We start from the raw sequence: 24,597 nt of genomic DNA, 5'->3' as shown, positions 1-24,597 counted from the left end.
AAGTGATTTATGGCGGAGTCAAGGGGATCGGGTGTGCTCGCGAACAGGTCGTCTACTTCTTGAGCGAAGATTGCGCAGATCGACGCCAGGGCGTGCTTGACAGGTGGGCGGGATATCCGGCATTGGTGGACATATCGTCACCAACCGCTTTAACGTGAAGGCAACTTGCCTGTCGCAACACCGATATACGGACGCGCCATGATGAACAACGTACGGCCGTGCGGGTGCCGTAGACCGGCCGGGACGCCAGGCGGCGGCCCGGCCGGTTGTCGTTTCGGGCGATTTCGTCCCCGCGTCACGGCGGCCCGCCCCCGCACCTCGTCCCGGTCTGTTGTGCCCGCGCCGGTAGTGGAGTAGATCTGCGGTGGACGCCGCGTCCCCGCGGCGCCCGAGGCCACCCGGTACACCGACACGGACGGGGGACGGGCCGTGTCCACAGAGCGGGACAGCTTTCTCACCAACGGTATGCGCCGCACCACCACTTGGCTCTGCCTCCTGCTCGCGCTGACCGGCGCCGGCTGGATCGTCCGGGACCTCGTCGTCGCCGGGCAGGCCGCGGACCTGTGGCGGCACTGGTCCGGCGCGGCCGTCCGCCCGGGCCGGGGCACCGTCTGGGCCACCTCGGCCCTGGACCCGCTGCTGGTGCTCGGCGCGCTCGGTGCCGCGGCGGTCGTACGGCGCCGGGCCTCCGCCCCGGCCGTGGCCGCCGGCGCCCTGTGCTCCCTCGCGGCCGGTGTCGTCCTGCTGCGGCTGCCGGTGCTGTGGACACCGGCCGCGGACCGGCTGCCCGGCGCGGACGACGGGTTGCTGACGTGGGCGTGGGCGACCGCCGCGGCCCAGTTCGTGGCGGCGGCGCTGCTGCGTGGGGTGGCGGCCGGCGCGGTCCGGCGGCGCGGACACCCGGGCCGGCCCGGCGGACGCCGTACCGACGCCCTGCCCGAGGTGGCGTCCTCGGCGTACGGGGTCGTGCACGCGGTGCCGTACGGGGCGGACCCCGGCCCGGCCGGCCGCCCGTACAAGGGGCCCGCGGCCCTGGCCGGCGTCCTCCTGGGCGCCGCCGGACTGGCCCTGACGGCCCGGGAGATCCACCACTGGGTACGGCTCGGCGGTCCGGCGTACGGCAGACGGCTGACCGGCGGGACGGGGGCCGTGCGGGCCCTGCTGGAGCCCCCGGCCGACTGGGAGACGGCGGTGCTGGCGGTGCTGGCGCTGGCCGCCGCGACGGCCGCCTTCCGCCGGGCCGCCCGGGCCCGGCCCGCGGCGGTCGCCGCCGGAGCCCTGCTGACCGTGCACGGCGTGGTGGCACTCGCCCTCGCCGGCCGCGCGGGGACGTTCGGGCGGCTGGCGGTGCTGCCGGCCGGGACCCAACTCGGGCTCGGCGCGGCCGCCCTGGCGGCGACCGCCGGCCCGCTCGCACTGATCGCCGCGGCCCGGCCCGGCCTCCCGCCACCCGCCGCCGCCCCGGACGAGCTGCTCGCCTACGGCTCCGCCCCCGGCGAGGCACGGCCACCGCACGCCCCGCCCCCGCCGACGACATTGCCGCCGGGGTGGTGAGCAGGGGGCGGGGTGGGCTGGTGACTACCGGGGGCGGTGGTGACCAGCGGGGGCGGGGCGGGGGTTGCGGCGGGGTGGGGCCTTAGGGGGCGGGCGAACGGATCCCGTAGGGGATGGGCGCGCCCCCTCGGGGCCACAACCGGCCCGGGGCGGGGCGATATTCCCGTTACAGCCCCAGCGACCGCTTGAGGAAGTCCACCTGGAGCAGCAGCAGGTTTTCGGTCACCTGTTCCTGGGGCGTCATATGGGTCACCCCGGACAGCGGAAGGACCTCGTGCGGGCGGCCGGCGGCCAGCAGTGCCGAGGACAGCCGCAGCGAGTGGGCCACGACCACGTTGTCGTCCGCCAGGCCGTGCACGATCAGCATCGGGCGGTGCGGTTCCCGCGCCCCGGCCAGCCCCTCGTCCGTGACCAGCGAGTTCTCCGCATAGACCGCCGGTTCCTCGTCCGGGTGGCCCAGGTACCGCTCCTGGTAATGGGTGTCGTACAGCCGGAGGTCGGTCACCGGCGCACCGACCACCGCGGCATGGAAGACATCGGGGCGGCGCAGCGCGGCCAGCCCCGCCAGATAGCCGCCGAAGGACCAGCCGCGGATCGCCACCCGCCCGAGGTCCAGGGGAAAGGATCCGGCCAGTGCCTGGAGGGCGTGCACCTGGTCGTCCAGGGTGATCTCCGCGAGCCGCCGGGAGACGGCCTTTTCCCAGGCGGGGGATCGGCCCGGGGTGCCCCGGCCGTCCGCGACGATCACCGCGAACCCCTGGTCGGCGAACCACTGCGAGGTCAGATACGCGTTGTGCGCGGCGACCACCCGCTGGCCGTGCGGACCGCCGTACGGGTCCAGCAGCACCGGCAGCGGACCGTCGCCCTCCGCGTAGCCGTCGGGCAGCAGCACCGCGCAGGGGATCTTCCGCTCGCCGGCCAGGACCAGCCGGGGCCGGGCGGTGAGCACCGGCTCCTCGGCGTACGAGCCGATCGTGGCGAGGGTCTTCTCCCCGCCGTCCGGGTCCAGCCGGACCACGTCCACCTGGGTGCCGGGACGCTCCAGCGACGTCTGGGAGAGCACGGTCAGCGCACCGCCGCGCACCGCGGAGGACACCGTCGGGTACGGCCGGTCGCCCACCCGCTCCCAGCCGCCCTGGTCGCCGCTGCCCCGGAACCACGCGCGGTAGACGCCGATGTCGTGCATGTCGGTGCTGCTCGCGGAGAACAGCACGTCCTCCTCACCGATGTCGAGCACCGCCCGGACGTGCAGCGGCGCCCCGGTCAGCGGCCGGGCGCCGACGAACAGCTTGCGTGCACCGCCCTCGTCGGCGATCCGCACCAGCCGCCCGTCCGGCGTCCAGGCCGGCACCCCGGGGAACGGCTCGACCCACGCCTCGTCCTCCTCCTCGTGCACCGTCCGGGTCGCACCGGTCGCGGTGTCGACCGTCAGATAGCGCTGGTCGCGCTGGTCCCGGGCCTGGACGAGGAGCAGCGGCGGGCCGGCCGCGGACCAGTGGACGCGGGCGAGATAGGGGTAGCGGCCGCGGTCCCAGTCGATGTCGGTGCGCGAGCCGTCCAGGCCGAACAGGCTCAACGAGACCTCGGCGTTGGCGGTGCCGGCGGCCGGGTACGCGACCTGCGCGGGCTCGCGGTCCGGGTGCGCCGGGTCGGAGATCCACCAGCGCCGCACCGGCGTCTCGTCCACCCGCGCGGCCAGCACCGCGTCGCTGTCCGGGGACCACCAGAAGCCCCGGTACCGCCCCATCTCCTCGGCCGCGATGAACTCCGCGAGGCCCCAGGTCACCTCGGGCCCGTCCGGCTCGGCCAGCACCCGGCCCGCCGCCCCGCCGCCGTCCGACGTCGCCCCGCCGTCCACCGCGACCACCCGCAGCCGGCCCTCCGCCACGAACGCCACATGCCGGCCGTCCGGGGACGGCCGGGGGTCCACCACCGGGCCCGGCACGGGGAGTTCACGCGTGGTGCCGGCCCGCAGCTCGGAGACGAACAGCCGGCCGGAGAGCGGGAACGCCGCCAACTCCACGGCGGCGTCCGTGGCATAGCCCACGATGCCCGCCGAACTCTCCCGGCTGCGCTCGCGCCGGGCCCGCTCCTGCGGGGAGAGGTCCTCCTCGGCACCGGCCAGCAGGGCCTCGGGATCGGCGGCGGTGAACTCCCGCCCCTCGTCCAGGTCCAGCACCCACAGCTGCTGGCTGCGCTCGGTGCCCGAGGGGGAACGGAGGAAGACGATCCGCGCGGCATCGGGGGAGACGGTGTAGCTGCGCGGGGCGCCCAGGGTGAAGCGCTGCGTACGGGCGTACTGCCGCGGAAACGAAGGCTGTCCGGTCATGGGCCGAGCCTAGGCGAGGTGCCCCCGGATCGGGCAGGTTCGTGAGCGGGCGATTGCCCGGCTCACCGCGGTCGCGCTCGTGAAGATCGTGTGCGCCCCCGCTCTGCTTCCGTGCTCCGACTTATGCGCTCGGACGGAAAGTTATGATCCCTTGCGCGTAGTGGGTACGGGGTAAAGAGCCCTTGGCATACCCCGGTGCACGGTCCGCGGCGGCGCTCCGTGCACCATCAACTCTGTTCGGGCCGTGGATACTTGGAGGTGAGCCGCCGTGGCACTCTCGATTTCGGCGGTGGTGCTGCTGGCGATCATCGTCTTCTTGCTCGTCAAGAAGTCCGGGCTGAAGGCGGCGCACGCCTTCGTCTGTATGTTGCTGGGCTTCTATCTGGCCAGCTCGTCCATCGCACCGTCGGTCAAGCAGCTGACGACGAACGTCGCCAGCATGATCGGCGGCATCAAGTTCTGAGCAGCGGGTCCTGAACGGCACCTCCTGAGGCGCACGCGGCGACGGGTGCGTGCTGAGCGGTGCGTTCCGGCCGGTTCCCGGCCGGCGGACCCGAGCGCGGGGTGAGGGTGTCGGTGGCGGCTCGTAGGCTTGTCCGCATGACCGCGCACCCTCCCTCCGCCCGCCGTCTCCTGCTGGTCCACGCCCATCCGGACGACGAGTCGATCAACAACGGCGTGACCATGGCCAAGTACGCGGCCGAGGGCGCGCGGGTCACCCTCGTCACCTGCACGCGCGGCGAGGAGGGCGAGGTGATCCCGCCCGAGCTCGCCGGTCTCGCGCCGGACCGGGACGACACCCTCGGTCCGTACCGCGTCGGTGAGCTGGCCGCCGCCATGGCGGAGCTGGGCGTCACCGACCACCGCTTCCTCGGCGCGCCGGGCCGGTACCGCGACTCCGGCATGATGGGCGCCCCGCAGAACGACCGGCCCGACTCCTTCTGGCAGGCCCCGCTCGACGCCGCGGCCGCCGATCTGGTGGCCGTCATCCGTGAGGTCCGGCCGCAGGTCCTGGTCACCTATGACCCGAACGGCGGATACGGCCACCCCGATCACATCAAGGCGCACCGCGTGGCCATGCGCGGCGCCGAGCTGGCCGCACTGCCGGATTTCCGGCCGGAGCTGGGCGGCGCGTATGCGATCGGGAAGATTTACTGGAACTGCAACCCCCGTTCCGTGGTCGAGGAGGGCTTCGCACGGCTGCGTGCGGCCGGGCACAGCTTCCCCGGTGTGGCCACCGTCGACGACGTGCCGGGGGTGGTGCCGGACTCCGAGGTGACCGCCTCGATTTCCGGCGGTCCGGCGTACGCCGCCGCCAAGGCCGCGGCGATGCGCGCCCACTACACCCAGATCGCGGTCGACGGGCCGTTCTTCGCGCTCTCCAACGACTTGGGGCAGCCGCTGTTCGGCACGGAGCACTATCGGCTGGTGCACGGCGTGCCGGGGGTGGCGGCCGGGGACCGTGAGGACGACCTCTTCGCGGGTATCGGCGAAATGGTGGGTATGGAGGAGAGTGCCCGGATTGAGGAGGCGGCGGAATGAGCAAGGCGAAGGGCGGCAACGGCGGTGCGGCCGCTGACGACGGCAAGGGCGGCGCGGCCGACGGGCAGCGGTCCCGCGCGGCGTCCGCCGGCGGGTCCGGCACCCGCCCGCGGTCCGGCGCACCCGCGGCCGGACCGGCACCCCTCACCCCCGGCCGGATCGGGATATACGTCCTGCTCCTGGTCGCCGGTGTGCTGGTGGGGCTGGCCGGGACGCTGGTGCAAGCCGCCTGGTTCCCGGGCGGATTGGTGCTGGCGCTGGCGGCCGTCGGCGGCCTCTTCTACGGCGGCACCCGGGCGTCCGGCACCACCGCCGGTGCGCTGGTGCCCGGCGCGGCCTGGCTGGTGACGGTGTTTGTGCTGTTGAGCGACGTCCGCCCGGAGGGCGACTTCCTCTTCGGTCCGGGCGTCGGCTCCTACGTCTTCCTGCTGGGCGGCATCGTGGTGGCTGTGATCTGCGCCACCGCGGCCCAGATGCGGACGATGGGTGCCCGGCCCGGCCGAGTTGGCGGATGACATGGTGCATACCAGGACGGATGCCGCGCGGGTCCGGGTGAACGGCCCCGGTGCAGGGGGTTCGCCCATGGCGGCGGTGTTCGTCGGCTCCCCGGGTGTCCGCCCGCGGCGGACAGTATGGTGGTGCGCGCCGTCGCGCCGCCCTGGGGGCACCCTCCGGTCCTGAGGCCGGGGATCATCTCTGACGAGCGGCGGAGCGCCAACCGGGAGAACCTGCTTTGAGTCGTGAATCTGACAGTTCGTCCTCCGGCCCGCGGGGCCGTGGCGGAGCCGCGTACCCGTCAGGGACGCCGCCGTACGGCTCGCCCAGGGGAGACGCCGACGAGGTGCTGGCGCCCGGTGCCGCGGCGCAGCCGGAGGAGCCCAAGACCGAGACCACGCTGACGACGCGGATCAAGATCAACATTCCGGGCTCCCGCCCGATCCCGCCGGTCGTCGTGCGCAAGCCCGTCGGTGAGGAGTCCGGCATGAACGCATCGGCAGCGTCCGGCGGTTCCCGCGGCGCCCCGCGCCCGGCGCGCGGTGCCGACCGCGGCGCCGAACGCACCGGCAGCACCCCCCGGCCCGAGGCCACCGCGGACGACGCCACCACGGGCGGTCGCGGCGACAAGACCAGCGACTGGTTCGCGCCGCGCAAGCCGCAGGCCGGGCCGCCCGGCTCGTCGTCGAGCACCGGATCGCACCCGGCGCCGCCCGCCCCGGGCGGTACGACCCCGCCGCCCGGCCCGTCGGGCACCGGCGCGCCCCAGCGCCCCGACCTGCCGTACTTCTCCGACGCCCCGGCGGCGGGCGGCGGCTCGCCGTTCGACGAGGGCGCCCGGCCCGGTGGCGGCTCGCCGTTCGACGGCGGGCAGCGGGATGCCGCTTCGCCCTTCGACGGCGGGCAGCGGGATACCGCCTCGCCGTTCGACGGTGCGGGGCACGGCAGCGCCTCGCCGTTCGACGCGCCCACCGGTGTGCCCCGCGACCACAGCCCCTTCGACGCCCCGGGAGCCGGCCCCACCGGCCCCACGACCGGTCCGGCCAAGGGCGACTCGGCGTTCAACCTCCCGCCCGGCTTCAGCGACCCGGCGTCCGGCCCGGCACCGAAGATCGACGACACCGCCGAACTCACCCCGCAGGCCCCCGGTCCGCTGACCGGCCCCGGCAGCGGCATCGGCCCCGGCGGCATCTCCGGCGGCCTGCCCGGCTCACAGGCCGGCCCGGTGCCCGGCGGTCCGAAGGGCGGCCCCCGGAGCGGGGCGCCCGGCCGTCGCGACCGGGTGTCCGGCGACACCCTGGTCAGCGGCATCCCGGCGACCCCCGGTGCCGACGGCCCGTCGGCCCCCTCGCCGTTCGCCCCCGCACCGGGCGAGGGCGACAGCGCCGCCCCCAAGCCGCGGCCCAAGATCCCCGACCCGATCAACCCGCCCAAGAAGGGCCGTAACAAGCTGGTCCTGGCGGGCGTCGCGGTCGTCGTCCTGGCCGGCGTCGCCTACGGTGCGGGCCTGCTGCTCGACCACGCCGACGTGCCCAACGGCACCACCGCGCTCGGCGTGGACATCGGCGGCGCCACCAAGGAAGAGGCCGTCAAGAAGCTGGAGTCGGCGCTCAAGGACCGCCGCACCGCGCCGCTCAAGCTCACCGTCGACGGCAAGGCCGAGACCCTGCTGCCGGCCAAGGCGGGCCTGGACATCGACCCGCAGGCGACGGTCCGCAACGCGGCCGGCCGGGACTACAACCCGGTCTCCGTCATCGGCTCGCTGTTCGGTGTCCACCGGACGGCCAAGCCCGCGATGGTGGTCGACGACGAGAAGCTGGCGGTCGCGCTGGAGAACCTCGCCGGTGCCGGAGGTGCCGCCGAGGACGGCGGGATCACCTTCGAGAACGGCAAGGCGGTGCCCCACTACGGCGTCCCGCACAAGGCGATCGACGTCAAGGCGTCCCGCCAGAAGGTCGCCGACGCCTACCGCGAGCGGGCCACCAACGGCACCGACGCCCCGGTCGTGCTCGCCGCCAGCACCCAGCAGCCGCGGGTGAGCAAGGCCGCGGTGGACCGGGCGATGAAGCAGTACGCCGAGCCCGCCATGTCCGGCATGGTGACGGTCCGTTCGGGCGCCCACGGGCTCTCGTTCAGCCCGCAGAAGTCCATCCCGAAGTTCCTGTCGTTCAAGATCGGCAGCAACGGCGAGCTGGTGCCGTACTACGACCGGACCGCCCTGAAGGAGCTCTACGGCGACACCTTCAACGGCGTGCTGCTCACCAAGGGCGACGGCTCGAAGAAGCCGATCACCGTCGAGGAGGTGGCCAGCGCGGTCGCCAAGGCGCTGCTCGGCCGCACCCCCGCCGAGCGGATCCAGACCATCGGCGCGGACGGCTGACGGCGGACCGTACGAGCCCGGCCGGCCACCGGCCCGAGGCCCCCTGGAGGCCCTCCCGGAACACCACCCCGGGAGAACCCCTAGGGGGCCTCCCCCATGACAGATGTCATGCCGGAGTGCGTACGTCCGACACTGCCGGGCAGCGGGGCGGGACCGGGAAGCTGGCACCATGACGACGACAGCGACCAGCACAGTCACCGCCGCCCAGGAGGCGGACCGGTCACCGGTGGTCAGCTTCCGGCAGGTCAGCAAGAGTTACGGCGCGGTGCGCGCGGTCGCCGACCTGGACCTGGAGCTGCACCCCGGCGAGACCGTCGCCCTCCTCGGCCCGAACGGCGCCGGCAAGTCCTCCACCCTCGACCTGCTGCTCGGCCTGCGCAGCCCGGACGCCGGCACGGTGACCCTCTTCGGCACGACCCCGCAGCGCGCCATCGAGGAGGGCAGGGTCGGCGCCATGCTGCAGAGCGGCGACCTGATGGAGGGCGTGAAGGTGCGGGAGCTGGTCAAGCTGGCCCGCGATCTGCACCCGCGCGGCCATCCGCTCGACGAGGTCCTGGCCACCGCCGGCATCACCGAGATCGCCGACCGTATGGTGGACAAGCTCTCCGGCGGCCAGGAGCAGCGGGTCCGCTTCGCCCTCGCCACCGCCGGCGCCAGCGACCTGATCGTGCTGGACGAGCCGACCACCGGCATGGACGTCTCGGCCCGGCAGGCCTTCTGGGGCACGATGCGCCGGCAGGCCCAGCAGGGCCGTGCGGTGCTGTTCGCCACCCACTACCTCGAAGAGGCCGACGCGATCGCCGACCGGGTGATCGTGCTGCACCGCGGCCGGGTGCTGGCCGACGGCACCGCCGCCGAGATCAAGGCCCGGGCCGGCGCCCGCCGGGTCACCTTCGACCTCGACGAGCCGATCGACCGCGCCGCACTCGACGCCCTGCCGCACCTGACCTCCCTGACGGTGTCCGACAGCGGCTCCGCCGCGGGCTCCCGCCGCACCGTCCGGATCCAGTCCGAGGACGCCGACGCCACCGTGCACGCCGTCTACCGCCTCGGCCTCTACCCGCACCACCTCGAAGTCTCCGGCCTCGGCCTGGAGCAGGCCTTCATCGCCCTCACCACCGCGTCCGACCGGACCCCCGCCACCGCCGAGGAGGCGGCCCGATGAGCACCCTGATCAAGCTGGAGATCGTCCGCGCGCTGCGCAACAAGAAGTTCATGTTCTTCTCGGTGATCTACCCGCCGGCGCTGTACCTGATCATCGCCGGTGGCGCGGACAGCACGCCGATACCCGGTACCCAACTGGACATGGGGCTGTACTTCATGGTGTCCATGGCAGCATTCGGTGCCATGACCGCCGTGCTGCTGGGCAACAGCGAGCGCATCGCCAAGGAGCGCGAGAAGGGGTGGGTGCGGCAGCTGCGGCTGACCGCCCTGCCGGGCCGCGGCTACGTCGCCGCCAAGATGGGCGCCGCCGCGACGGTCAGCCTGCCGTCCATCCTGCTGGTCATGCTCGTCGCCGCGGTCGTCAAGGGCGTCCGGCTGGAAGCCTGGCAGTGGCTGGCGATCGCCGCCGCCACCTGGCTCGGCAGCTTCGTCTTCGCCGCCCTGGGCGTCGCCATCGGCTACCTGGCCACCGGTGACGCGGTCCGCCCGATCGCGATGCTGATCTACTTCGGCCTGGCGTTCCTCGGCGGCCTGTGGATGCCGCTGACGATCCTGCCGCAGTGGGTGCAGGACGTCGCCGAATGGGTGCCCACCCACGCGTACGCGGCGCTCGGCACCGCCATCGAGGCCGGCGGCGCACCGCACCTGAAGGACATCGCCCTCCTCGCCGGCTACCTGGTGCTGTTCGCCGGCGGCGCGGCCTGGCTGTACCGCAAGGACACCCGGAAGACATGACACCGGTGGAGAAGAAGAGCGCACCCGAGGACTACAACCCGATACGGATCGGCCAGGAACCGCACAGCCGCCGCCAGGCCCTCGGCAAGTCCGCCTGGATCGGCGTCTGGCTGCTGTACCTCGCCGGGCCGGTGGGCCAGCTCCTCCAGCCCGGTGTGCCCGCCGCCCCGCGGATCTGGGGCTTCCTCGGCCTCGCGCTCTTCGTCCTCACCTACTTCGCCCTGGTCTTCCGCCACATGTGGCGCAGCCTCACCCAGCAGGTGACGTACGGGTCCCTGGCCGTGCTGCTGGCGCTGTCCCTCGTCCTCTCCTGGACGATGGACTTCTCCTGGCTGGTGCTGTTCATCTTCACCAGCGTGGCCAGCGGCGTGGTCCTGACCTGGCAGCAGTCCCGCTGGGCCATCCCGCTGGTCACCGCGCTGCTCCTCGCCGTCGGCTGGCACTACCCGCAGATCCGCGACTACTACCTCTTCGCCTACGGCCTGCCCGCCCTGGGCTGCGGCTTCATGATGGTCGGCGTGCAGCACCTGATCCGTACGACCCAGGAGCTGCGCGCCGCCCGCCAGGAGGTGGCCCGGCTCGCCGCCAACGACGAGCGGCTGCGGCTCGCCCGCGATCTGCACGACCTGCTCGGCCACTCGCTCTCCCTGATCACGCTCAAGAGCGAGCTGGCCGGCCGGATGCTGCCGGACCGCCCGGACGACGCCGCCCGCCAGGTGGCCGACATAGAACGGGTCAGCCGGCAGGCGCTGGTCGACGTGCGGGAGGCGGTCACCGGCTACCGCCGCCCCCGGATCGCCGTCGAGCTGGCCGGCGTCCGGGCCGCGCTGCGCACCGCCGGCATCACCGCCGCCGTCGACCCGGCGCTGGACGCCGAGCAGCGGGGCCTCGCGACCGAGGGCGAAGGCGCCCTGGCCTGGGCGCTGCGCGAGGCCGTCACCAACGTCGTCCGGCACAGCGGCGCCCGCCGCTGCGAGTTGCTGCTGACCGAGGAGTGGGAGGCCGACGAGCGCCGCCAGCTGTGCCTGTCGGTCATCGACGACGGCATCGGGCCGCCCCCCGGCGGCGGCCGCGACGGCAACGGCCTGACCGGTCTGCGCGAGCGTCTGGCGCTGGCCGACGGCCGCCTGGAGACCGGCCCCGCCCCGCGCGGCCGCGGCTTCGCCCTGCGCGCCTACGTACCCCTGGCCGCCCCGGCCCCCGCGCCGCCCGCCGCCACGGCCTTCCCGGAGCCGCTGCCGGACCAGGCGTAGCCACCGCCATAACGCCTTCCCGGAGCCGCTGCCGGGCCCAGGCGTAGCCACCGCCGTGACGCCGGCCCGGAGGGTCCCCACACGCCCTAAGCTGACCGGCATGATCAGAGTGCTGCTGGCCGAGGACCAGTCGATGGTCCGGGAGGCGCTGGCCGCGCTGCTGTCGCTGGAGGCGGACCTGGAGGTCGTCGCACAGGCGGCGCGCGGCGACGAGGTGGTGGCCACCGCGCGGGCGCACGACGTGGACGTCGCCCTGCTGGACATCGAGATGCCCGGCCTCAGCGGCCTGGAGGCGGCGGCCGCACTCCGCCGCGAGCTGCCCGGCGTGAAGATCGTCATCCTCACCACCTTCGGCCGCCCCGGCTATCTGCGCCGCGCCATGGAGGCCGGCGCGGACGCCTTCCTGGTCAAGGACGCCCCGGCGGCCCGGCTCGCGGACGCGGTGCGCCGGGTGCTGCGCGGCGAGCGGGTCATCGACCCGGCGCTGGCGGCGGCCGCGCTGGCCGACGGCGCCAGCCCGCTCACCGAGCGCGAACGGGACGTCCTGCGGACCGCCGCGGACGGTTCCACCAACGCCGAGATCGCCGCCGCCCTCCACCTTTCCCGGGGCACGGTCCGCAACTACCTCTCCACCGCCATCCAGAAGACCGGCGCCCGCAACCGCGCCGAGGCGGTCCGCACGGCCCGCGACAAGGGCTGGCTGTAGTCACCCGCGGCGCCCGGAGCCCCGTCGGGCCGGGCCAAGGCTGCCGGCCTCGGGCCCTTCGCCCCTGTGCGCCGCCGCGCGGCGTCCCGCAGGCTTGAAGTGTGATGCCCCGCAATCGCGCCCCGGAGGGCGGCCGCGGCACCACCGTGGTGCTGATCCTCGTGATCGTCGGCGTCACGGTCCTCGACGCGGTCGACATCGGCCCCGAACTGCACCAGTCCGCCTTCCTGGGCATCGCCCCGCTGTACGCCGCGCTGCGCTGCTCCCTGCGGCGCACCGTCCTGGTCGCGGCCGTCTATCTGCTGTGCCTGATCTACGTCGACACCTTCACCGTCGCCGACTGGGCCCTGGTCAGCCGGATCACCGCCGTCTTCGGGGCCTGTCTGGCGGCGGCCTTCTCCGTCATGCTGTGCCGGGTCCGCCTCCAACGGGAGGCGCTGTACGCCCGGACGCGGCTGGTGGCCGACACCGTGCAGCGGGCCGTGCTGCGCGAGCTGCCGCTGCGCGCCGGCCCGGTCGAGGCGTACGGCTTCTACGTCTCCGCCCAGGAAGGCGCCCGGGTCGGCGGCGACATCTACGAGGCCGTCGACACCCCGCACGGGCTGCGGCTGATGATCGGCGACGTCCAGGGCAAGGGCATGCCGGCGATCGGCGCCGGCCTGGAGGTGCTGGCGGCGTTCCGGGAGGCCGCGCACTACCACGACGCCCTGGAGACGGTGGCCGACCGGATGGAGCAGGCGCTGGCCCGCTACAACGCCCGGTCGGCCGAGCAGGGCGCCGACGAGCGGTTCGTCACCGCGCTGCTGGTGGAGGTGCGGGACGGCGAGGGCGGCCCGTCGCGGGGTCGGGTGCTGTCCTGCGGCCACATCCCGTACTACCTGATCCGGGACGGCGCGGTGTACGAGCGCCGGGACGGCGAGGGCGGGCTGCCGCTGGGCCTGGGCACGCTCGGCGGCGAACCGCGGCGCGGCGTACCGGTCCGCCCGGAGCCCGGCGACCGGCTCGTGCTGTGCACGGACGGCGTGACCGAGGCGCGCGGCCCGGACGGCACCTTCTACCCCCTGGGCGAGCGGCTGCGGGGCTGGACCGGGCTGGAGCCGCCCGAGCTGGCCCGTACCCTGCGGGCCGATCTGGAGGGCTTCACCGGCGGCGACCTCAAGGACGACGCCACGGTCCTGGTCGTCGGCCGCCGGGCCGCCGCCCCTCAGTTGAGCATGGCGCGGGCCGCCGCGGCCTGACGACGGATCGCCTCCGCACCGGCCGGGTCGACCGCCGCCACTACCTCGGCGTACTCCGTCAGCTCCGCCGCCCCTTCGAGGAACTGCCCGCGCCGGACCAGGAGTTGGGCCCGTTCGTGGCGCAGTCGCGCGGGATGGCTGGGCAGCAGCAGCGACAGGTCCAGCGCCCACAGCTGCACCGCGCTCTGCTCGGGCCGGGCCTCGGCCCAGGCCCGGATGTTGTTGAGCACCCGCAGCACGATCTCCCGGGGATCGGCCGGGGCCGTCATCGGCCGGGTCAGCTGCCCGCCGGTCGCCCCCGCGACCAGCAGCGCCGCGTCCTCCTCGGTGAGCAGTCGGCCGCCGGCGAACGGATCGGCGAGCACATGCGCCCCGGCCGGATCGCCGAAACCGACGACGAAATGGCCCGGCAGCGCGACCCCGTACACCGGGGCGCCGGCCCGCCGGGCGACCTCCATCCACACCACCGACAGCAGGATCGGCAGCCCGCGGCGGCGCCGCAGCACCTCGTGCAGCAGCGAGGACTCAAGCCGCCGGTAGTCGGCGGGCGAGCCGCCGAAACCGCAGCGGGTGCCCAGCAGCTCGGCCAGATTGCGGGCCCAGGCCCCCGGGCCGCCCGACGGGTGGTACGGCAGCTGACCGGCGAGCCGGTCCAGCTCGATCTGGACCGCGTCCATGCCCGCCTCGTCCAGCCCCGGGTCGGCCTCGGCCGCGACCAGCAGGCAGAGCAGGGACAGATCGGGCCGCTCCTCGCGGGCGGCCGCGGCGAACCGGCGCCGCCGCGCGGCCCTCGCGTCCGGCTCCGGCCCGGGTTCCTCAGGCGTACGGGGTGCCATACGTGACCGATACCCGTTCAGCGCCCGCCGGGCAGGGCCCGCCGGTAGTGGTAGCCGTGGTGGTCGGTGAAGCCGAGCCGCTCGTAGAGCGCCAGCGCGGCCGCGTTGTCCGCCTCGACCTGGAGGTACGCCGCGGAGGCGCCCTCGTCCAGCGCCCGCTGGGCGAGCGCCGCCATGACCAGCGAGGCCAGCCCCCGCCGCCGCTCGGCCGGGGCCACCTCGATCGCCGCGAAGCCCGCCCAGCGCCCGTCGACGACCAGCCGGCCGATGGCCGCGGTCCCGCCGTCCGCGGCCCCTACCGTCGCGAACCACACCGACGGGCCGCCGGTCAGCACCTTCAGCGCCGTCGCGGTGGGCCCGCCGGCGTCGCCGGTCCGGTTGTAGAGGGCCAGCCACGCCGCGCCCGGCTCCCGGGACAGCGTGACGCGGGAGAGGTCCGCGTCGGTGTCGGCCAGCGGGGCCAGCGCCGAGATCAGGACCCGGGTGTGCCGTTCGGCTTCCCAGCCGCGCCGCTCCAGTTCGGCGGCGAGCGCCTCGTCGGTGTCCGCGCGCCCGGTGGCGACCACGATCACCGGCGGCAGCCCGCGCGCCGCGTACCACTGCCCGATCCGCTCCAGCGCGGTGTCCAGCGGAACCCCGGGATCGCCGACCGGCAGCACCGAATTGGCCCGCCTGGTGAAGCCCACCCGTCGCCCGGCCACCGTCCCTCCGGGACGGGCTTCGCCCGGCACCTCCTCCACGCTGGCCCGCAGGGTCCACTCCCCGAGACGCTCGGTCTCGGTGGCGGGCCAGCCGCGCGCCGCGACCTCCTGGAGCTCCCGCGCGGACGCCGAGGGCACCTTCCTGCGGGGCCGGGCCGCGGGTACGACCTTGGCGGCGACCAGCGAGGATTCCGCGATCCGTACGCACTCGCCGGAGCGACGTGTGATGCTCAGCACACCCTCGTCCCACGATGTGAGCACCCCGACCGCGTCCGTGAACGCCGCTCCCCCCTCCCGGTCCCCGGTGAGACGCCGGACGGATACCCTTTTGCCCACGTCAGCACGGGTGATGCGGACCTCCGCGCGACCGCCGGCCAGGAATTCCATCGCTCAAACCGCCCCTCTTGTTCGTCTCGTGCCCGGGAACGGAGATACTAGGTGGCGGGCATCGACGACGCCGCGCTCCCGCGCGCCCTGCGGCGGTACCGCCAATCGGTCCGCCGGCCCTAACGAGGAGGAACGACAGCGTGACCTACGTCATCGCGCAGCCTTGTGTCGACGTCAAGGACAAGGCGTGCATCGAGGAGTGCCCGGTCGACTGCATCTACGAGGGCTCCCGGTCCTTGTACATCCACCCGGACGAATGCGTCGACTGTGGCGCCTGTGAGCCGGTCTGCCCGGTTGAGGCCATCTTCTACGAGGACGACACCCCGGAGGAGTGGAAGGACTACTACAAGGCGAACGTCGAGTTCTTCGACGAGCTGGGCTCGCCCGGTGGCGCCAGCAAGCTCGGCCTGATCGAGCGCGACCACCCCTTCATCGCAGCGCTGCCGCCGCAGAACCAGTAACCGCCCGGACCGGAGGGGAGCCCCGCGGCGTCCCCTCCCCGGCGTCATCAGCGGCCGCACGGCGCCGCCTCGGTCCCGTACGGCCTGATCGCCTTGATCGCCGCCGTACGGGACCGAGGCGTTTGCCGCACCGAGGAAAGTGAGCCACCCCGTGTCCGCAGTCTCCGACCGGCTTCCGGTCTTCCCCTGGGACAAGCTGGAGCCGTACAAGAAGACGGCCGCCGCGCACCCCGACGGGATCGTCGACCTCTCCGTGGGCACCCCGGTCGACCCGGTCCCCGAGCTGATCCAGAAGGCGCTGATCGACGCGGCGGACTCCCCGGGCTATCCGACGGTCTGGGGCACCCCGGCCCTGCGTGACGCGATCACCGGCTGGCTGGAGCGCCGTCTGGGCGCCCGCGGGGTCACCCACCACCACGTCCTGCCGATCGTCGGCTCCAAGGAACTGGTGGCCTGGCTGCCGACCCAGCTGGGCCTCGGCCCCGGCACCGGGACGTCCAAGGACGTGGTCGCCTACCCGCGCCTGGCCTACCCGACCTACGAGGTCGGCGCCCGCCTGGCCGGCGCCGCGTACGTGGTCTACGACGACCCGCGCGACCTGGACCCGACGCACCTGAAGCTGCTCTGGCTGAACTCGCCGTCGAACCCGACCGGCAAGGTCCTGTCCAAGGACGAGCTGACCGGCATCGTCGCCTGGGCCCGCGAGCACGGCGTGCTGCTGGTCTCCGACGAGTGCTACCTCGAACTGGGCTGGGAGGCCGACCCGGTCTCGGTCCTGCACCCGGACGTCAACGGCGGCTCGTACGACGGCCTGGTCGCGGTCCACTCGCTCTCCAAGCGCTCCAACCTGGCGGGCTACCGCGCGGCCTTCCTCGCCGGCGACCCGGCCGTCCTCGGCCCGCTGCTGGAGATCCGCAAGCACGGCGGCATGATGACCTCGGCCCCCACCCAGGCCGCGGTGGTGGCGGCGCTCAGCGACGACACGCACGTCCAGGAACAGCGCGAGCGCTACGCCGCCCGCCGCACGGCGCTGCGCGAGGCGCTGGTGCACCACGGCTTCCGCATCGAGCACAGCGAGGCGTCGCTCTACCTCTGGGCGACCCGCGACGAGCCCTGCTGGGACACCGTCGGCGCCCTCGCCGAGCGCGGCATCCTGGTCGCCCCCGGCGAGTTCTACGGCGCCGCCGGCGAGCGGTTCGTCCGGATCGCGTTCACGGCCACCGACGAGCGGGTGGCCGCCGCGGTGCGCCGCCTGGCGGGCTGAGCCGCGCCGGCCGACGCCACGCAGACGCCACGCAGTCGCAGGGGCCCGGGGAGAGCATTCTCCCCGGGCCCCTGCGCGTCGTGCGGGCGGTGTTACTGGCCGCCGCCGAGCGGCAGTCCGTCGAGCGGCAGCCCACCGAGCAGCCCGGCGGCCTTCCCTGCCAGCGCCTCGGGCGAGCCGAGCAGACCGCCGGCCGCCTTGACCGGCAGCGAGCTGGTCGAGACCCCGTTCTTCGCGACCGGGCGCACCACGTGCTCGGCCTTGTCCGCCGCGCCCTGGGTGAGCGGCAGGGCCTTCTTCACGACCGGGCCCGCGGTCTCCACCAGCGCCGGGGCGAGCTTCGTCGCCGCCTTGTTGCCGGCCTCGTTCAGGACGCCGACGCCGTGGTGCGCGGCGCGGTCGAGGCTGTCGCCCGTCTTGTGGGAGTCCAGGGGCGCCGTGAGTCCGCCGACCAGGTCGGGTGCCTTGACAGGCAGGCTCGCGGCGCTCGCGGGACCGGCCGCAGCGACCACGGGAGCGGCGCCTGCTGCGACGAGCAGGGCGGCTCGGGCGATCCGACGCGTAACGGGGAGGGACATGGTGCTCCTTTTACGGAGAAGGACTCGGACTTCTGACAGATGTGCTGTGCCATGTCCGCCGGGCGGACGCCCTGACTACCGCGTCAGACCCCCGAAGGTTGCGGTGAACTCCGGTAAAGAGTTGGTAACGCATCACATAATCGGGCGTGTGGAAAGAAGGCCGATATGGGTACGCGCCCGCGGGTGCGGAAACGTCACGCCCCTTGGCGTGCAAGGGAATTGACGGAAAGGGCATTCGCCCCGACGTCAACTCACGCTCTTTCCAAGGCAATTGCCGCCGGAAGGCGTCCGGGGAACCCTTACGGGCGATACCGCAAACTATTGCGCGGTGATGATACGAACGTCGCGCCCGTCCGCCGCGGAACCACCCGGCCGGTTCTGCCAGCCCTTCCCCGAATCGTCCGCCGTCCACGTCCGGCCGGCGTAAGAGATCCGTTCGATGCGCAGCTCCGCGGAGTGCGCCATCGCCCAGGTCGCCAGCTCCCAGCCGCGCCGGGCGCCCTCCACACCCGGGCCGCCACCCTGCCCCACCGGCACCGTCACCCCGCGGTTGTCGCCCGCGCCGCGACCCCGGGCGGCGTCCGTCCGCGGCAGCACCCCGGCCCCGAACTCCCGCACCAGCTTCTGCCGCACCTCCGCCGCGCCGCCCGCCCGGCTGTCCTCCGGCCGGCTCTCGGTGCAGGTCATCGCGCCCGGGTCGCGCCCGGTCAGCGCGCCGGTCAGCCGCGCGGCGTTCGCCTCGTGCTTCGCGTACGCCTGCGGATAGCCGCTGCGCTGCACCTTCTGCGCGGCGACGGTCAGCGGCAGCCGGGAGTAGCCCGGCACCTTCGCCAGATGCCGGTAGAACTCCCCGGCCGAATAGACCGGATCCATGATCTGCCGCACCGTGCCCCAGTCCTGGGACGGCCGCTGCTGGAAGAGCCCGACCGAGTCCCGGTCGCCGAATTCGATGTTGCGCAGCCCGGATTCCTGCATCGCGGTCGCCAGCGCGATGGTCACCGCACGCTCCGGCAGTCCCCGCGAGGACGCCACCGCGGAGATCGTCGCGGCGTTCGCGGCCTGCTCCGGCGACAGCTCGTACGCCTCCTCGTCCCCCTCGGCGCGCACCGTGCAGTGAGGTGCCCCGGGGCCGCCGGTGATGTACTGCACCAGGAGGTAGCCGGCCAGCCCGAGCAGTACGGCGAAGGCTGCGGTGAAACGCCACAGACGGGTGCGGCGGACGGCAAAGGCGGGACGGGCGGACACGAGCCCACCGTACTGGAGTGCTGCCGATAGGGTCGGAACCATGGAGCGCTCCACACATCCCCCGGTCCTCGACCTGTCGCTCGACGCCGCCGCGCTCACCGCGCAGCTGGTCGACATCCCCTCCGAGAGCGGCAACGAGAAGGACCTCGCCGACGCGGTCGAGAACGCCCTGCGCGCCCTGCCGCACCTGACCGTCGACCGGTACGGCAACAACGTCGTGGCCCGTACGCAGCTGGGCCGCGACGAGCGGGTGGTGCTCGCCGGACACCTCGACACCGTGCCGATCGCGGAGAACGTCCCGTCGCGGCTCGACGAGGACGGCGTCCTGTGGGGCTGCGGCACCTGCGACATGAAGTCCGGCGTCGCCGTCCAGCTGCGGATGGCCGCCACGGTCCCCGAGCCCAACCGGGACCTCACCTTCGTCTTCTACGACAACGAAGAGGTCGCCGCGCACCTCAACGGCCTCGGGCACGTCGCCGACGCCCATCCCGAGTGGCTCGCCGGTGACTTCGCCGTCCTCCTGGAGCCCTCCGACGCCCAGGTGGAGGGCGGCTGCCAGGGCACCCTCCGGGTCCTGCTGCGCACCACCGGGGAGCGCGCGCACTCCGCCCGCAGCTGGATGGGCGCCAACGCGATCCACGCCGCCGCCCCGATCCTGGCCCGGCTCGCCGCCTATGAGCCGCGCCGGCCGGTGATCGACGGCCTCGAATACCGCGAGGGCCTCAACGCCGTCCGCATCGAGGGCGGGGTCGCGGGCAACGTCGTCCCCGACGCCTGCACGGTCACGGTCAACTTCCGCTACGCCCCGGACCGGACCCCGGACGAGGCGATCGCCCACGTCCGCGAGGTCTTCGCGGACTGCCCGGTCGACGAGTTCGTCGTCGACGACCACTCCCCGGGCGCGCTGCCCGGGCTGTCGCACCCCGCGGCCAAGGCGTTCATGGCGGCCGTCGGCGGCACCGCGATGCCCAAGTTCGGCTGGACCGACGTCTCCCGTTTCAGTGCCCTGGGCGTCCCGGCCGTCAACTACGGGCCCGGCTACTCGCTGCTCGCGCACAAAAAGGATGAACGGGTCGAGATCGAGCGCATCCTGCACTGCGAGGAGCGGCTGCGCGCCTGGCTCACCGCCTGAGCAACCGCGCCGCCCCCTCGGGACCGGTCGCCGACCCCCGGCGGACCAGCGAAATTCCCCTGCGCTTCAGGCCGTCGGATCTACGCTGAAACGGCAATATCGTCAGCGGAGGGAGCATGTCATGGCCAGTCCCGAGGGAGCACCGGCCCCCGGTGAGCAGCGGCTGGGTCGCGTTCTGCGCCGCCACGACCAGATGCAGGCCGGCACCACGGACCAGCGGCTGCTGGACTCCGCAGGCCCCTCCGAGTGGGTGCACACCGATCCCTGGCGCGTGATGCGCATCCAGTCGGAGTTCGTCGAGGGCTTCGGCGCGCTGGCCGAGCTGGGCCCGGCCGTCAGCGTCTTCGGCTCCGCCCGTACGCCGCGCGACTCCAAGGAGTACGAGACCGGAGTGCGGATCGGGCGGGCGCTGGTGGAGGCCGGCTTCGGGGTGATCACCGGCGGCGGTCCGGGTGCCATGGAGGCGGCCAACAAGGGCGCCCACGAGGCCGGTGGCACCTCCGTCGGACTGGGCATCGAGCTGCCCTTCGAGCAGGGCATGAACCCGTACGTGAACCTCGGTGTCGACTTCCGGTACTTCTTCGTCCGCAAGACGTGTTTTGTGAAGTACGCCCGGGGATTCGTGGTGCTGCCCGGCGGACTGGGCACCCTCGACGAGCTCTTCGAGGCGCTCACCCTCGTCCAGACCCGCAAGGTCACCCGCTTCCCGATCGTGCTGTTCGGCACCGCCTACTGGGCCGGCCTGGTCGACTGGCTGCGCGACACCCTGATCGCCCAGGGCAAGGCGTCGATGCACGATCTGGAGCTGTTCCACCTCAGCGACGACGTGGACGAGGCGATCGCGCTGGTGACCAAGGAGGTCGGCATCCAGACCTGAGCGGGCCGGGTTCAGGGGCGCCCCCCTGAACCCGCCCCGGCGGGGAGGCGTCCCTCAGGCCAGGCCCCGGCGGGCGACCGCCGGGGGCCGGTGGCCGGCGATCGAGGAGACCATGTCGAGGATCTGGCGGGTCTCGGCGACCTCGTGCACCCGGTAGACCTGGGCACCCAGCCAGGCCGACACGGCCGTGGTCGCGAGGGTGCCCAGCAGCCGCTCCTTGACCGGCCGGTCGAGCGTCTCGCCGACGAAGTCCTTGTTGGACAGCGAGACCAGCACCGGCAACGGGGTGTCGCCCGCTCCGGCGAAGCCGAGAGCCTGGGGAACGGCCGTGGTCATCTCGTCCAGCCGGCGGGTCGCCTCCAGGCTGTGCCGGGTGTTCTTGCCGAAGTCGTGCCCCGGGTCGATCAGGATCGCGTCCCGCCGGACGCCCAACTCCGCGGCCCGTTCCGCCAGTCCGAGCGTGACCCGCAGGATGTCGGCCATCACGTCGTCGTAGGCGACCCGGTGCGGGCGGGTGCGCGGCTCGATACCGCCGGCGTGGGTGCACACCAGGCCGACGCCGTACCGCGCCGCCACCTCGGCCAGCAGCGGATCGACCCCGCCCCAGGCGTCGTTGAGCAGGTCCGCGCCGGCCTCGCAGACCGCCTCGCCGACCTCGTGCCGCCAGGTGTCGACGCTGATCACCACATCGGGGAAGCGCTTGCGCACCTCGGCCACGAAACCGACCGTGCGGCGGGCCTCCTCCTCGGCGCCGACCTCCTCGCCGGGCCCCGCCTTGACGCCGCCGATGTCGATGATCGCGGCGCCCTCGGCCACCGCCTGCTCCACCCGCGCCAGCGCGGGCTCGTCACGGAAGGTGGCGCCCTGGTCGTAGAAGGAGTCCGGAGTCCGGTTGACGATCGCCATGATCACCCGCTCGTCCGGTCCGAACTCGCGATTACCCAGCCGCAGCATTCCGTGACTTCCTCTCCGTGGTCCGGGAGCGACCCTAACTGTCAGACCCGCATGGCACGATCGGAGCAGGCACAAGTCCGGGGAGTTGGTCGTGTTCTGGTTCTTGCTGATCGCGATGGTCGTGGTGGTCGCCGCGGTCACGCTCGTGGTCGTCGGCGGTGACGGCGGTGGCCTGCGGGACGCCGAGCCGGACCGGCTGTCCGACCCGCTGCCCGTGGACCGCCCGCTGGGCCGTGCCGACGTGGACGCCGTCCGCCTGCCCATGACCGTGCGCGGCTACCGCATGGACGACGTCGACGGGGTCCTGGACCGGCTGGGCGCCGAGCTGGCCGAGCGGGACGCCCGGATCGCCGAGCTGGAGGCCGCGCTGGCCGGGGCGCACGCCGCGGCGATGGGCGGCCCGGGGCTCATACAGGACGGCCCGGCCGCGCCCGGACCGATGCCCGAGAAGCGGCCGGGGCACGGCGGCGGCCGCTTTGGGGACGCGGACGGGACCGCGGCGCCCCGCGGCCCGGAAGAGGGGGAGCACTGATGACCGGTGTGGTGACGGAGCCGGACGGGATCCCGCGCTGCCCGTGGGGCATGGAGTCCGCGCAGATGGCCGACTACCGCGCCTACCACGACACGGAATGGGGTCTTCCGGTCCACGGCGACGACGCGCTCTTCGAGCGGATGAGCCTGGAGGCGTTCCAGTCCGGCCTCTCGTGGATCACGATCCTGCGGCGCCGCCCCGGGTTCCGTGCGGCCTTCGCCGGGTTCCGGATCGCGGCGGTGGCGCGGTTCACCGAGGCGGACGCCGAGCGGTTGCTCGCCGATCCCGGCATCATCCGCAACCGCGCCAAGATCGCCGCGACGATCAACAACGCCAAGGTCGCCGCCGCGCTGGCCCCCGGCGAGCTCGACGAGCTGATCTGGTCCTACGCCCCCGACCGGGCCGGCCGCCCGGTGCCGCGCACGGTCGGCGAGGTGCAGCCGGTGACGCCGGAGTCCACCGCGCTCGCCAAGGACCTCAAGAAGCGCGGCTTCCGCTTCGTCGGACCGACCACGGCCTACGCGATGATGCAGGCCTGCGGTCTGGTCAATGACCATCTGGCGGACTGCCACGCCCGGGCGACGGTGGAGGCGGCGGCCGGCTGACCCGGCCCGGCCGGCGGGCGGCCCCGGTTCGAGGGGGCGCCCGGTCCGGCCGGTGGGTGCCGTGCGGCGTGGGGCTGCCCGGCCCGGCCGGTGGGTGCCGTGCGGCGTGGGACGCGCCCGGGCCGCCGGCCGGCCGGCTGCGGTCAGCGGCCGAGGAAGACCGGCTTCTCCTTCTTCACGAACGCCTCGACCGCGATGTGGTGGTCCTCCGACGCCCCGGCAAGGGCCTGCAGCTCGTCCTCCTTGCCGAGGGTCTCGACGAGCGAGTGCCCCGCCCCGTAGGCCAGCGACTCCTTGAGCGCGGCGTACGCGGCGGTCGGCCCCTGGGCCAGCCGGCGGGCCACCGCCGCGGCCTCCTCGGCGAGCTCGGCGGCCGGTACGACCTTGTTGGCGATGCCCAGTTCGTACGCCTCCTGGGCGCTGACCGATCGCGGGAAGAGCAGCAGGTCGGCGGCGCGCCCATGGCCGATCAGCCGGGGCAGGGTCCAGGACATCCCGGAGTCGGCGGTCAGCGCGACGCCCGCGAAGGAGGTGTTGAAGGAGGCGGTGTCGGCGACGACGCGGTAGTCGGCGGCCAGCGCGAAGCCCGCACCGGCGCCCGCGGCGACCCCGTTGACCCCGGCGACCACCGGCTTGGCCATCCCGGTCAGCGCGGTCACGATGGGGTTGTAGTGCTCACGAACGGTGTTCATGGTGCCGCCGGAGCCGGTGGCCCGGTCCTCGGCAAGCAGGCCGATGTGCTCCTTGAGGTCCTGGCCGACGCAGAACGCCCGCCCGGTGGCGGTCAGCAGCACCGCGCGTACGGCGGGATCGGCCGCGGCCTCCCGCAGGATGTCCCGCAGCGCGACCTTCGCCTCGACGTTCAGCGCGTTCATCGCGTCCGGGCGGTTGAGTGTGATCGTCGCGAGTCCGTCGGTCACGTCGTAGAGCACGGTGTCGGCCATAGTGGGAGTCCCCTCCGTCGCGGCTCGGCACTGCCTGGTGGAGGCAGTCAGCGCTCAGGATGCCGGAGATCATCGGCCGTTCGCATGTGACGTACATCAAAGATTGCGGGCGCGTCGGGAGTCGGCGGGTGGAGAAGTATCGCAGCCCGCTCCCCGAATTGGGTGGGTTTGCGGGTGCGAGTTGCCGAAGGGATGCTGCCCGATGTTGGTCATCGGGTCGTTCGATGCGGGATAATGGCCTGGAAGCAATGTGTTCGATGCCGGTGACACGTGCCTATTCGGGCCGTCGGCTGAGATGAGCTGGTTTCAGGAAGGGGAACGAGCATGGCGGCCATGAAGCCGCGGACGGGTGACGGCCCGCTCGAGGTGACAAAGGAGGGGCGGGGCATCGTCATGCGCGTTCCGCTCGAAGGCGGCGGGCGGCTCGTCGTCGAGCTGACCCCCGACGAAGCCAAGGCCCTCGGAGAGGCCCTGGAGAAGGTCACCGCCTGACAAGGGTGAGAAACCGGCGGACGCCCGGGCCCGACTGAGCCCGGTACCCCAGCCGAGACCCCGGCCCCGGCGGGGGGGGGCCCGCGGGGGGGCGGGCCCCCCCCCGGGGGGCGGCGGCGGGCCGGGGCCGCCGCCCCCGGGGCGCGCCGGGGGGGGGGGGCGCGGCGGGGGGGGGGGGGAGGAAAACAAAAAA

At 73.7% G+C, this 24,597-nt stretch carries 24 protein-coding genes; 17 read left to right on the top strand and 7 right to left on the bottom strand.

Going from position 1 to position 24,597, the window contains the following annotated elements; all coding sequences use genetic code 11:
* Positions 1-429 precede the first annotated feature (429 nt).
* The gene (locus ACFV1J_RS29925; protein WP_385863235.1) at positions 430-1,554 is read left to right on the top strand and encodes a hypothetical protein; all 1,125 of its coding nucleotides are present in this window, start codon (positions 430-432) and stop codon (positions 1,552-1,554) included.
* 166 nt (positions 1,555-1,720) lie between these two features.
* Here ACFV1J_RS29925 and ACFV1J_RS29920 read toward each other — a convergent pair whose 3' ends face one another.
* Positions 1,721-3,883 (bottom strand): prolyl oligopeptidase family serine peptidase, encoded by a 2,163-nt coding sequence (locus ACFV1J_RS29920; RefSeq protein ID WP_385863233.1) that lies wholly within the window; start codon positions 3,881-3,883, stop codon positions 1,721-1,723.
* Positions 3,884-4,151: 268 nt separating this feature from the next.
* Here ACFV1J_RS29920 and ACFV1J_RS29915 point away from each other — a divergent pair, with 268 nt between their 5' ends.
* From ACFV1J_RS29915 to ACFV1J_RS29875, 9 genes are all read left to right on the top strand, one after another.
* Entirely contained in the window at positions 4,152-4,346 is a 195-nt protein-coding gene (locus ACFV1J_RS29915) for a hypothetical protein (protein ID WP_030413952.1), read from the top strand.
* 137 nt (positions 4,347-4,483) lie between these two features.
* Complete coding sequence (mshB, locus tag ACFV1J_RS29910; RefSeq protein WP_385863230.1) at positions 4,484-5,425, top strand: N-acetyl-1-D-myo-inositol-2-amino-2-deoxy-alpha-D-glucopyranoside deacetylase; 942 nt, start codon at positions 4,484-4,486, stop codon at positions 5,423-5,425.
* Entirely contained in the window at positions 5,422-5,940 is a 519-nt protein-coding gene (locus ACFV1J_RS29905) for a DUF6113 family protein (RefSeq protein ID WP_385863229.1), read from the top strand. Before mshB ends, ACFV1J_RS29905 begins: the two co-directional genes overlap by 4 nt.
* Positions 5,941-6,158: 218 nt before the next feature.
* A complete protein-coding gene (locus ACFV1J_RS29900) occupies positions 6,159-8,300 on the top strand; it encodes a hypothetical protein (protein ID WP_385863227.1) in 2,142 nt (713 codons plus the stop codon).
* Positions 8,301-8,469: 169 nt separating this feature from the next.
* Positions 8,470-9,465: an ABC transporter ATP-binding protein gene (locus ACFV1J_RS29895; RefSeq protein WP_385863226.1), complete on the top strand. Its 996-nt coding sequence runs from the start codon at positions 8,470-8,472 to the stop codon at positions 9,463-9,465.
* Positions 9,462-10,199, top strand: coding sequence for an ABC transporter permease (locus ACFV1J_RS29890; protein WP_385863224.1), 738 nt, complete (start codon positions 9,462-9,464; stop codon positions 10,197-10,199). Before ACFV1J_RS29895 ends, ACFV1J_RS29890 begins: the two co-directional genes overlap by 4 nt.
* Positions 10,196-11,452 (top strand): sensor histidine kinase, encoded by a 1,257-nt coding sequence (locus ACFV1J_RS29885; protein ID WP_385863222.1) that lies wholly within the window; start codon positions 10,196-10,198, stop codon positions 11,450-11,452. The genes ACFV1J_RS29890 and ACFV1J_RS29885 overlap by 4 nt, the downstream gene beginning before the upstream one ends.
* Positions 11,453-11,552: 100 nt before the next feature.
* Positions 11,553-12,158, top strand: coding sequence for a response regulator (locus ACFV1J_RS29880; protein ID WP_385863220.1), 606 nt, complete (start codon positions 11,553-11,555; stop codon positions 12,156-12,158).
* A gap of 104 nt (positions 12,159-12,262) precedes the next feature.
* Positions 12,263-13,396 (top strand): PP2C family protein-serine/threonine phosphatase, encoded by a 1,134-nt coding sequence (locus tag ACFV1J_RS29875; protein WP_385863218.1) that lies wholly within the window; start codon positions 12,263-12,265, stop codon positions 13,394-13,396.
* Here the strand turns inward: ACFV1J_RS29875 and ACFV1J_RS29870 are convergent.
* Both ACFV1J_RS29870 and ACFV1J_RS29865 read right to left on the bottom strand, forming a co-directional pair.
* Positions 13,363-14,232 (bottom strand): tetratricopeptide repeat protein, encoded by an 870-nt coding sequence (locus tag ACFV1J_RS29870; RefSeq protein WP_385863216.1) that lies wholly within the window; start codon positions 14,230-14,232, stop codon positions 13,363-13,365. The genes ACFV1J_RS29875 and ACFV1J_RS29870 overlap by 34 nt on opposite strands.
* A 17-nt stretch (positions 14,233-14,249) precedes the next feature.
* Positions 14,250-15,320 (bottom strand): GNAT family N-acetyltransferase, encoded by a 1,071-nt coding sequence (locus ACFV1J_RS29865; protein ID WP_385863214.1) that lies wholly within the window; start codon positions 15,318-15,320, stop codon positions 14,250-14,252.
* Positions 15,321-15,460: 140 nt separating this feature from the next.
* Here ACFV1J_RS29865 and fdxA point away from each other — a divergent pair, with 140 nt between their 5' ends.
* Together fdxA and ACFV1J_RS29855 are read left to right on the top strand one after the other, a co-directional pair.
* Positions 15,461-15,781, top strand: coding sequence for a ferredoxin (gene fdxA, locus ACFV1J_RS29860; RefSeq protein WP_018089397.1), 321 nt, complete (start codon positions 15,461-15,463; stop codon positions 15,779-15,781).
* A gap of 151 nt (positions 15,782-15,932) precedes the next feature.
* Complete coding sequence (locus ACFV1J_RS29855) at positions 15,933-17,045, top strand: bifunctional succinyldiaminopimelate transaminase/glutamate-prephenate aminotransferase (protein WP_385863212.1); 1,113 nt, start codon at positions 15,933-15,935, stop codon at positions 17,043-17,045.
* Positions 17,046-17,137: 92 nt separating this feature from the next.
* On the opposite strand, the gene ACFV1J_RS29850 is transcribed toward ACFV1J_RS29855, so the two are convergent.
* Together ACFV1J_RS29850 and ACFV1J_RS29845 are read right to left on the bottom strand one after the other, a co-directional pair.
* A complete protein-coding gene (locus ACFV1J_RS29850; protein WP_385863210.1) occupies positions 17,138-17,623 on the bottom strand; it encodes an ATP-binding protein in 486 nt (161 codons plus the stop codon).
* 318 nt (positions 17,624-17,941) lie between these two features.
* Complete coding sequence (locus ACFV1J_RS29845) at positions 17,942-18,868, bottom strand: heavy metal transporter (RefSeq protein WP_385863208.1); 927 nt, start codon at positions 18,866-18,868, stop codon at positions 17,942-17,944.
* A 40-nt stretch (positions 18,869-18,908) separates the two neighbouring features.
* On the opposite strand from ACFV1J_RS29845, the gene dapE reads away from it, so the two are divergent.
* Together dapE and ACFV1J_RS29835 are read left to right on the top strand one after the other, a co-directional pair.
* Positions 18,909-20,000 (top strand): succinyl-diaminopimelate desuccinylase, encoded by a 1,092-nt coding sequence (gene dapE / locus ACFV1J_RS29840; protein WP_385863207.1) that lies wholly within the window; start codon positions 18,909-18,911, stop codon positions 19,998-20,000.
* A 121-nt stretch (positions 20,001-20,121) separates the two neighbouring features.
* The gene (locus ACFV1J_RS29835; protein WP_385863206.1) at positions 20,122-20,877 is read left to right on the top strand and encodes a TIGR00730 family Rossman fold protein; all 756 of its coding nucleotides are present in this window, start codon (positions 20,122-20,124) and stop codon (positions 20,875-20,877) included.
* Positions 20,878-20,931: 54 nt separating this feature from the next.
* Here the strand turns inward: ACFV1J_RS29835 and folP are convergent, their stop codons facing one another.
* The gene (gene folP, locus ACFV1J_RS29830; RefSeq protein ID WP_385863203.1) at positions 20,932-21,831 is read right to left on the bottom strand and encodes a dihydropteroate synthase; all 900 of its coding nucleotides are present in this window, start codon (positions 21,829-21,831) and stop codon (positions 20,932-20,934) included.
* Positions 21,832-21,922: 91 nt separating this feature from the next.
* Here folP and ACFV1J_RS29825 point away from each other — a divergent pair, with 91 nt between their 5' ends.
* Complete coding sequence (locus ACFV1J_RS29825) at positions 21,923-22,363, top strand: DivIVA domain-containing protein (protein ID WP_385863202.1); 441 nt, start codon at positions 21,923-21,925, stop codon at positions 22,361-22,363.
* Positions 22,363-22,968, top strand: coding sequence for a DNA-3-methyladenine glycosylase I (locus ACFV1J_RS29820; RefSeq protein ID WP_385863201.1), 606 nt, complete (start codon positions 22,363-22,365; stop codon positions 22,966-22,968). The genes ACFV1J_RS29825 and ACFV1J_RS29820 overlap by 1 nt, the downstream gene beginning before the upstream one ends.
* A gap of 143 nt (positions 22,969-23,111) precedes the next feature.
* Here ACFV1J_RS29820 and ACFV1J_RS29815 read toward each other — a convergent pair whose 3' ends face one another.
* On the bottom strand, positions 23,112-23,912 hold the full coding sequence (locus ACFV1J_RS29815; RefSeq protein ID WP_385863200.1) for an enoyl-CoA hydratase/isomerase family protein: 801 nt from the start codon (positions 23,910-23,912) through the stop codon (positions 23,112-23,114).
* A gap of 324 nt (positions 23,913-24,236) precedes the next feature.
* Between ACFV1J_RS29815 and ACFV1J_RS29810 the strand changes: the two genes are divergently transcribed.
* Positions 24,237-24,404: a DUF3117 domain-containing protein gene (locus ACFV1J_RS29810; protein ID WP_179198936.1), complete on the top strand. Its 168-nt coding sequence runs from the start codon at positions 24,237-24,239 to the stop codon at positions 24,402-24,404.
* Positions 24,405-24,597 lie beyond the last annotated feature (193 nt).

It is taken from the genome of Streptomyces sp. NPDC059649, assembly GCF_042734445.1.
Lineage (GTDB): Bacteria > Actinomycetota > Actinomycetes > Streptomycetales > Streptomycetaceae > Streptomyces.
This window is presented reverse-complemented; position numbering and strand designations above follow the sequence as displayed.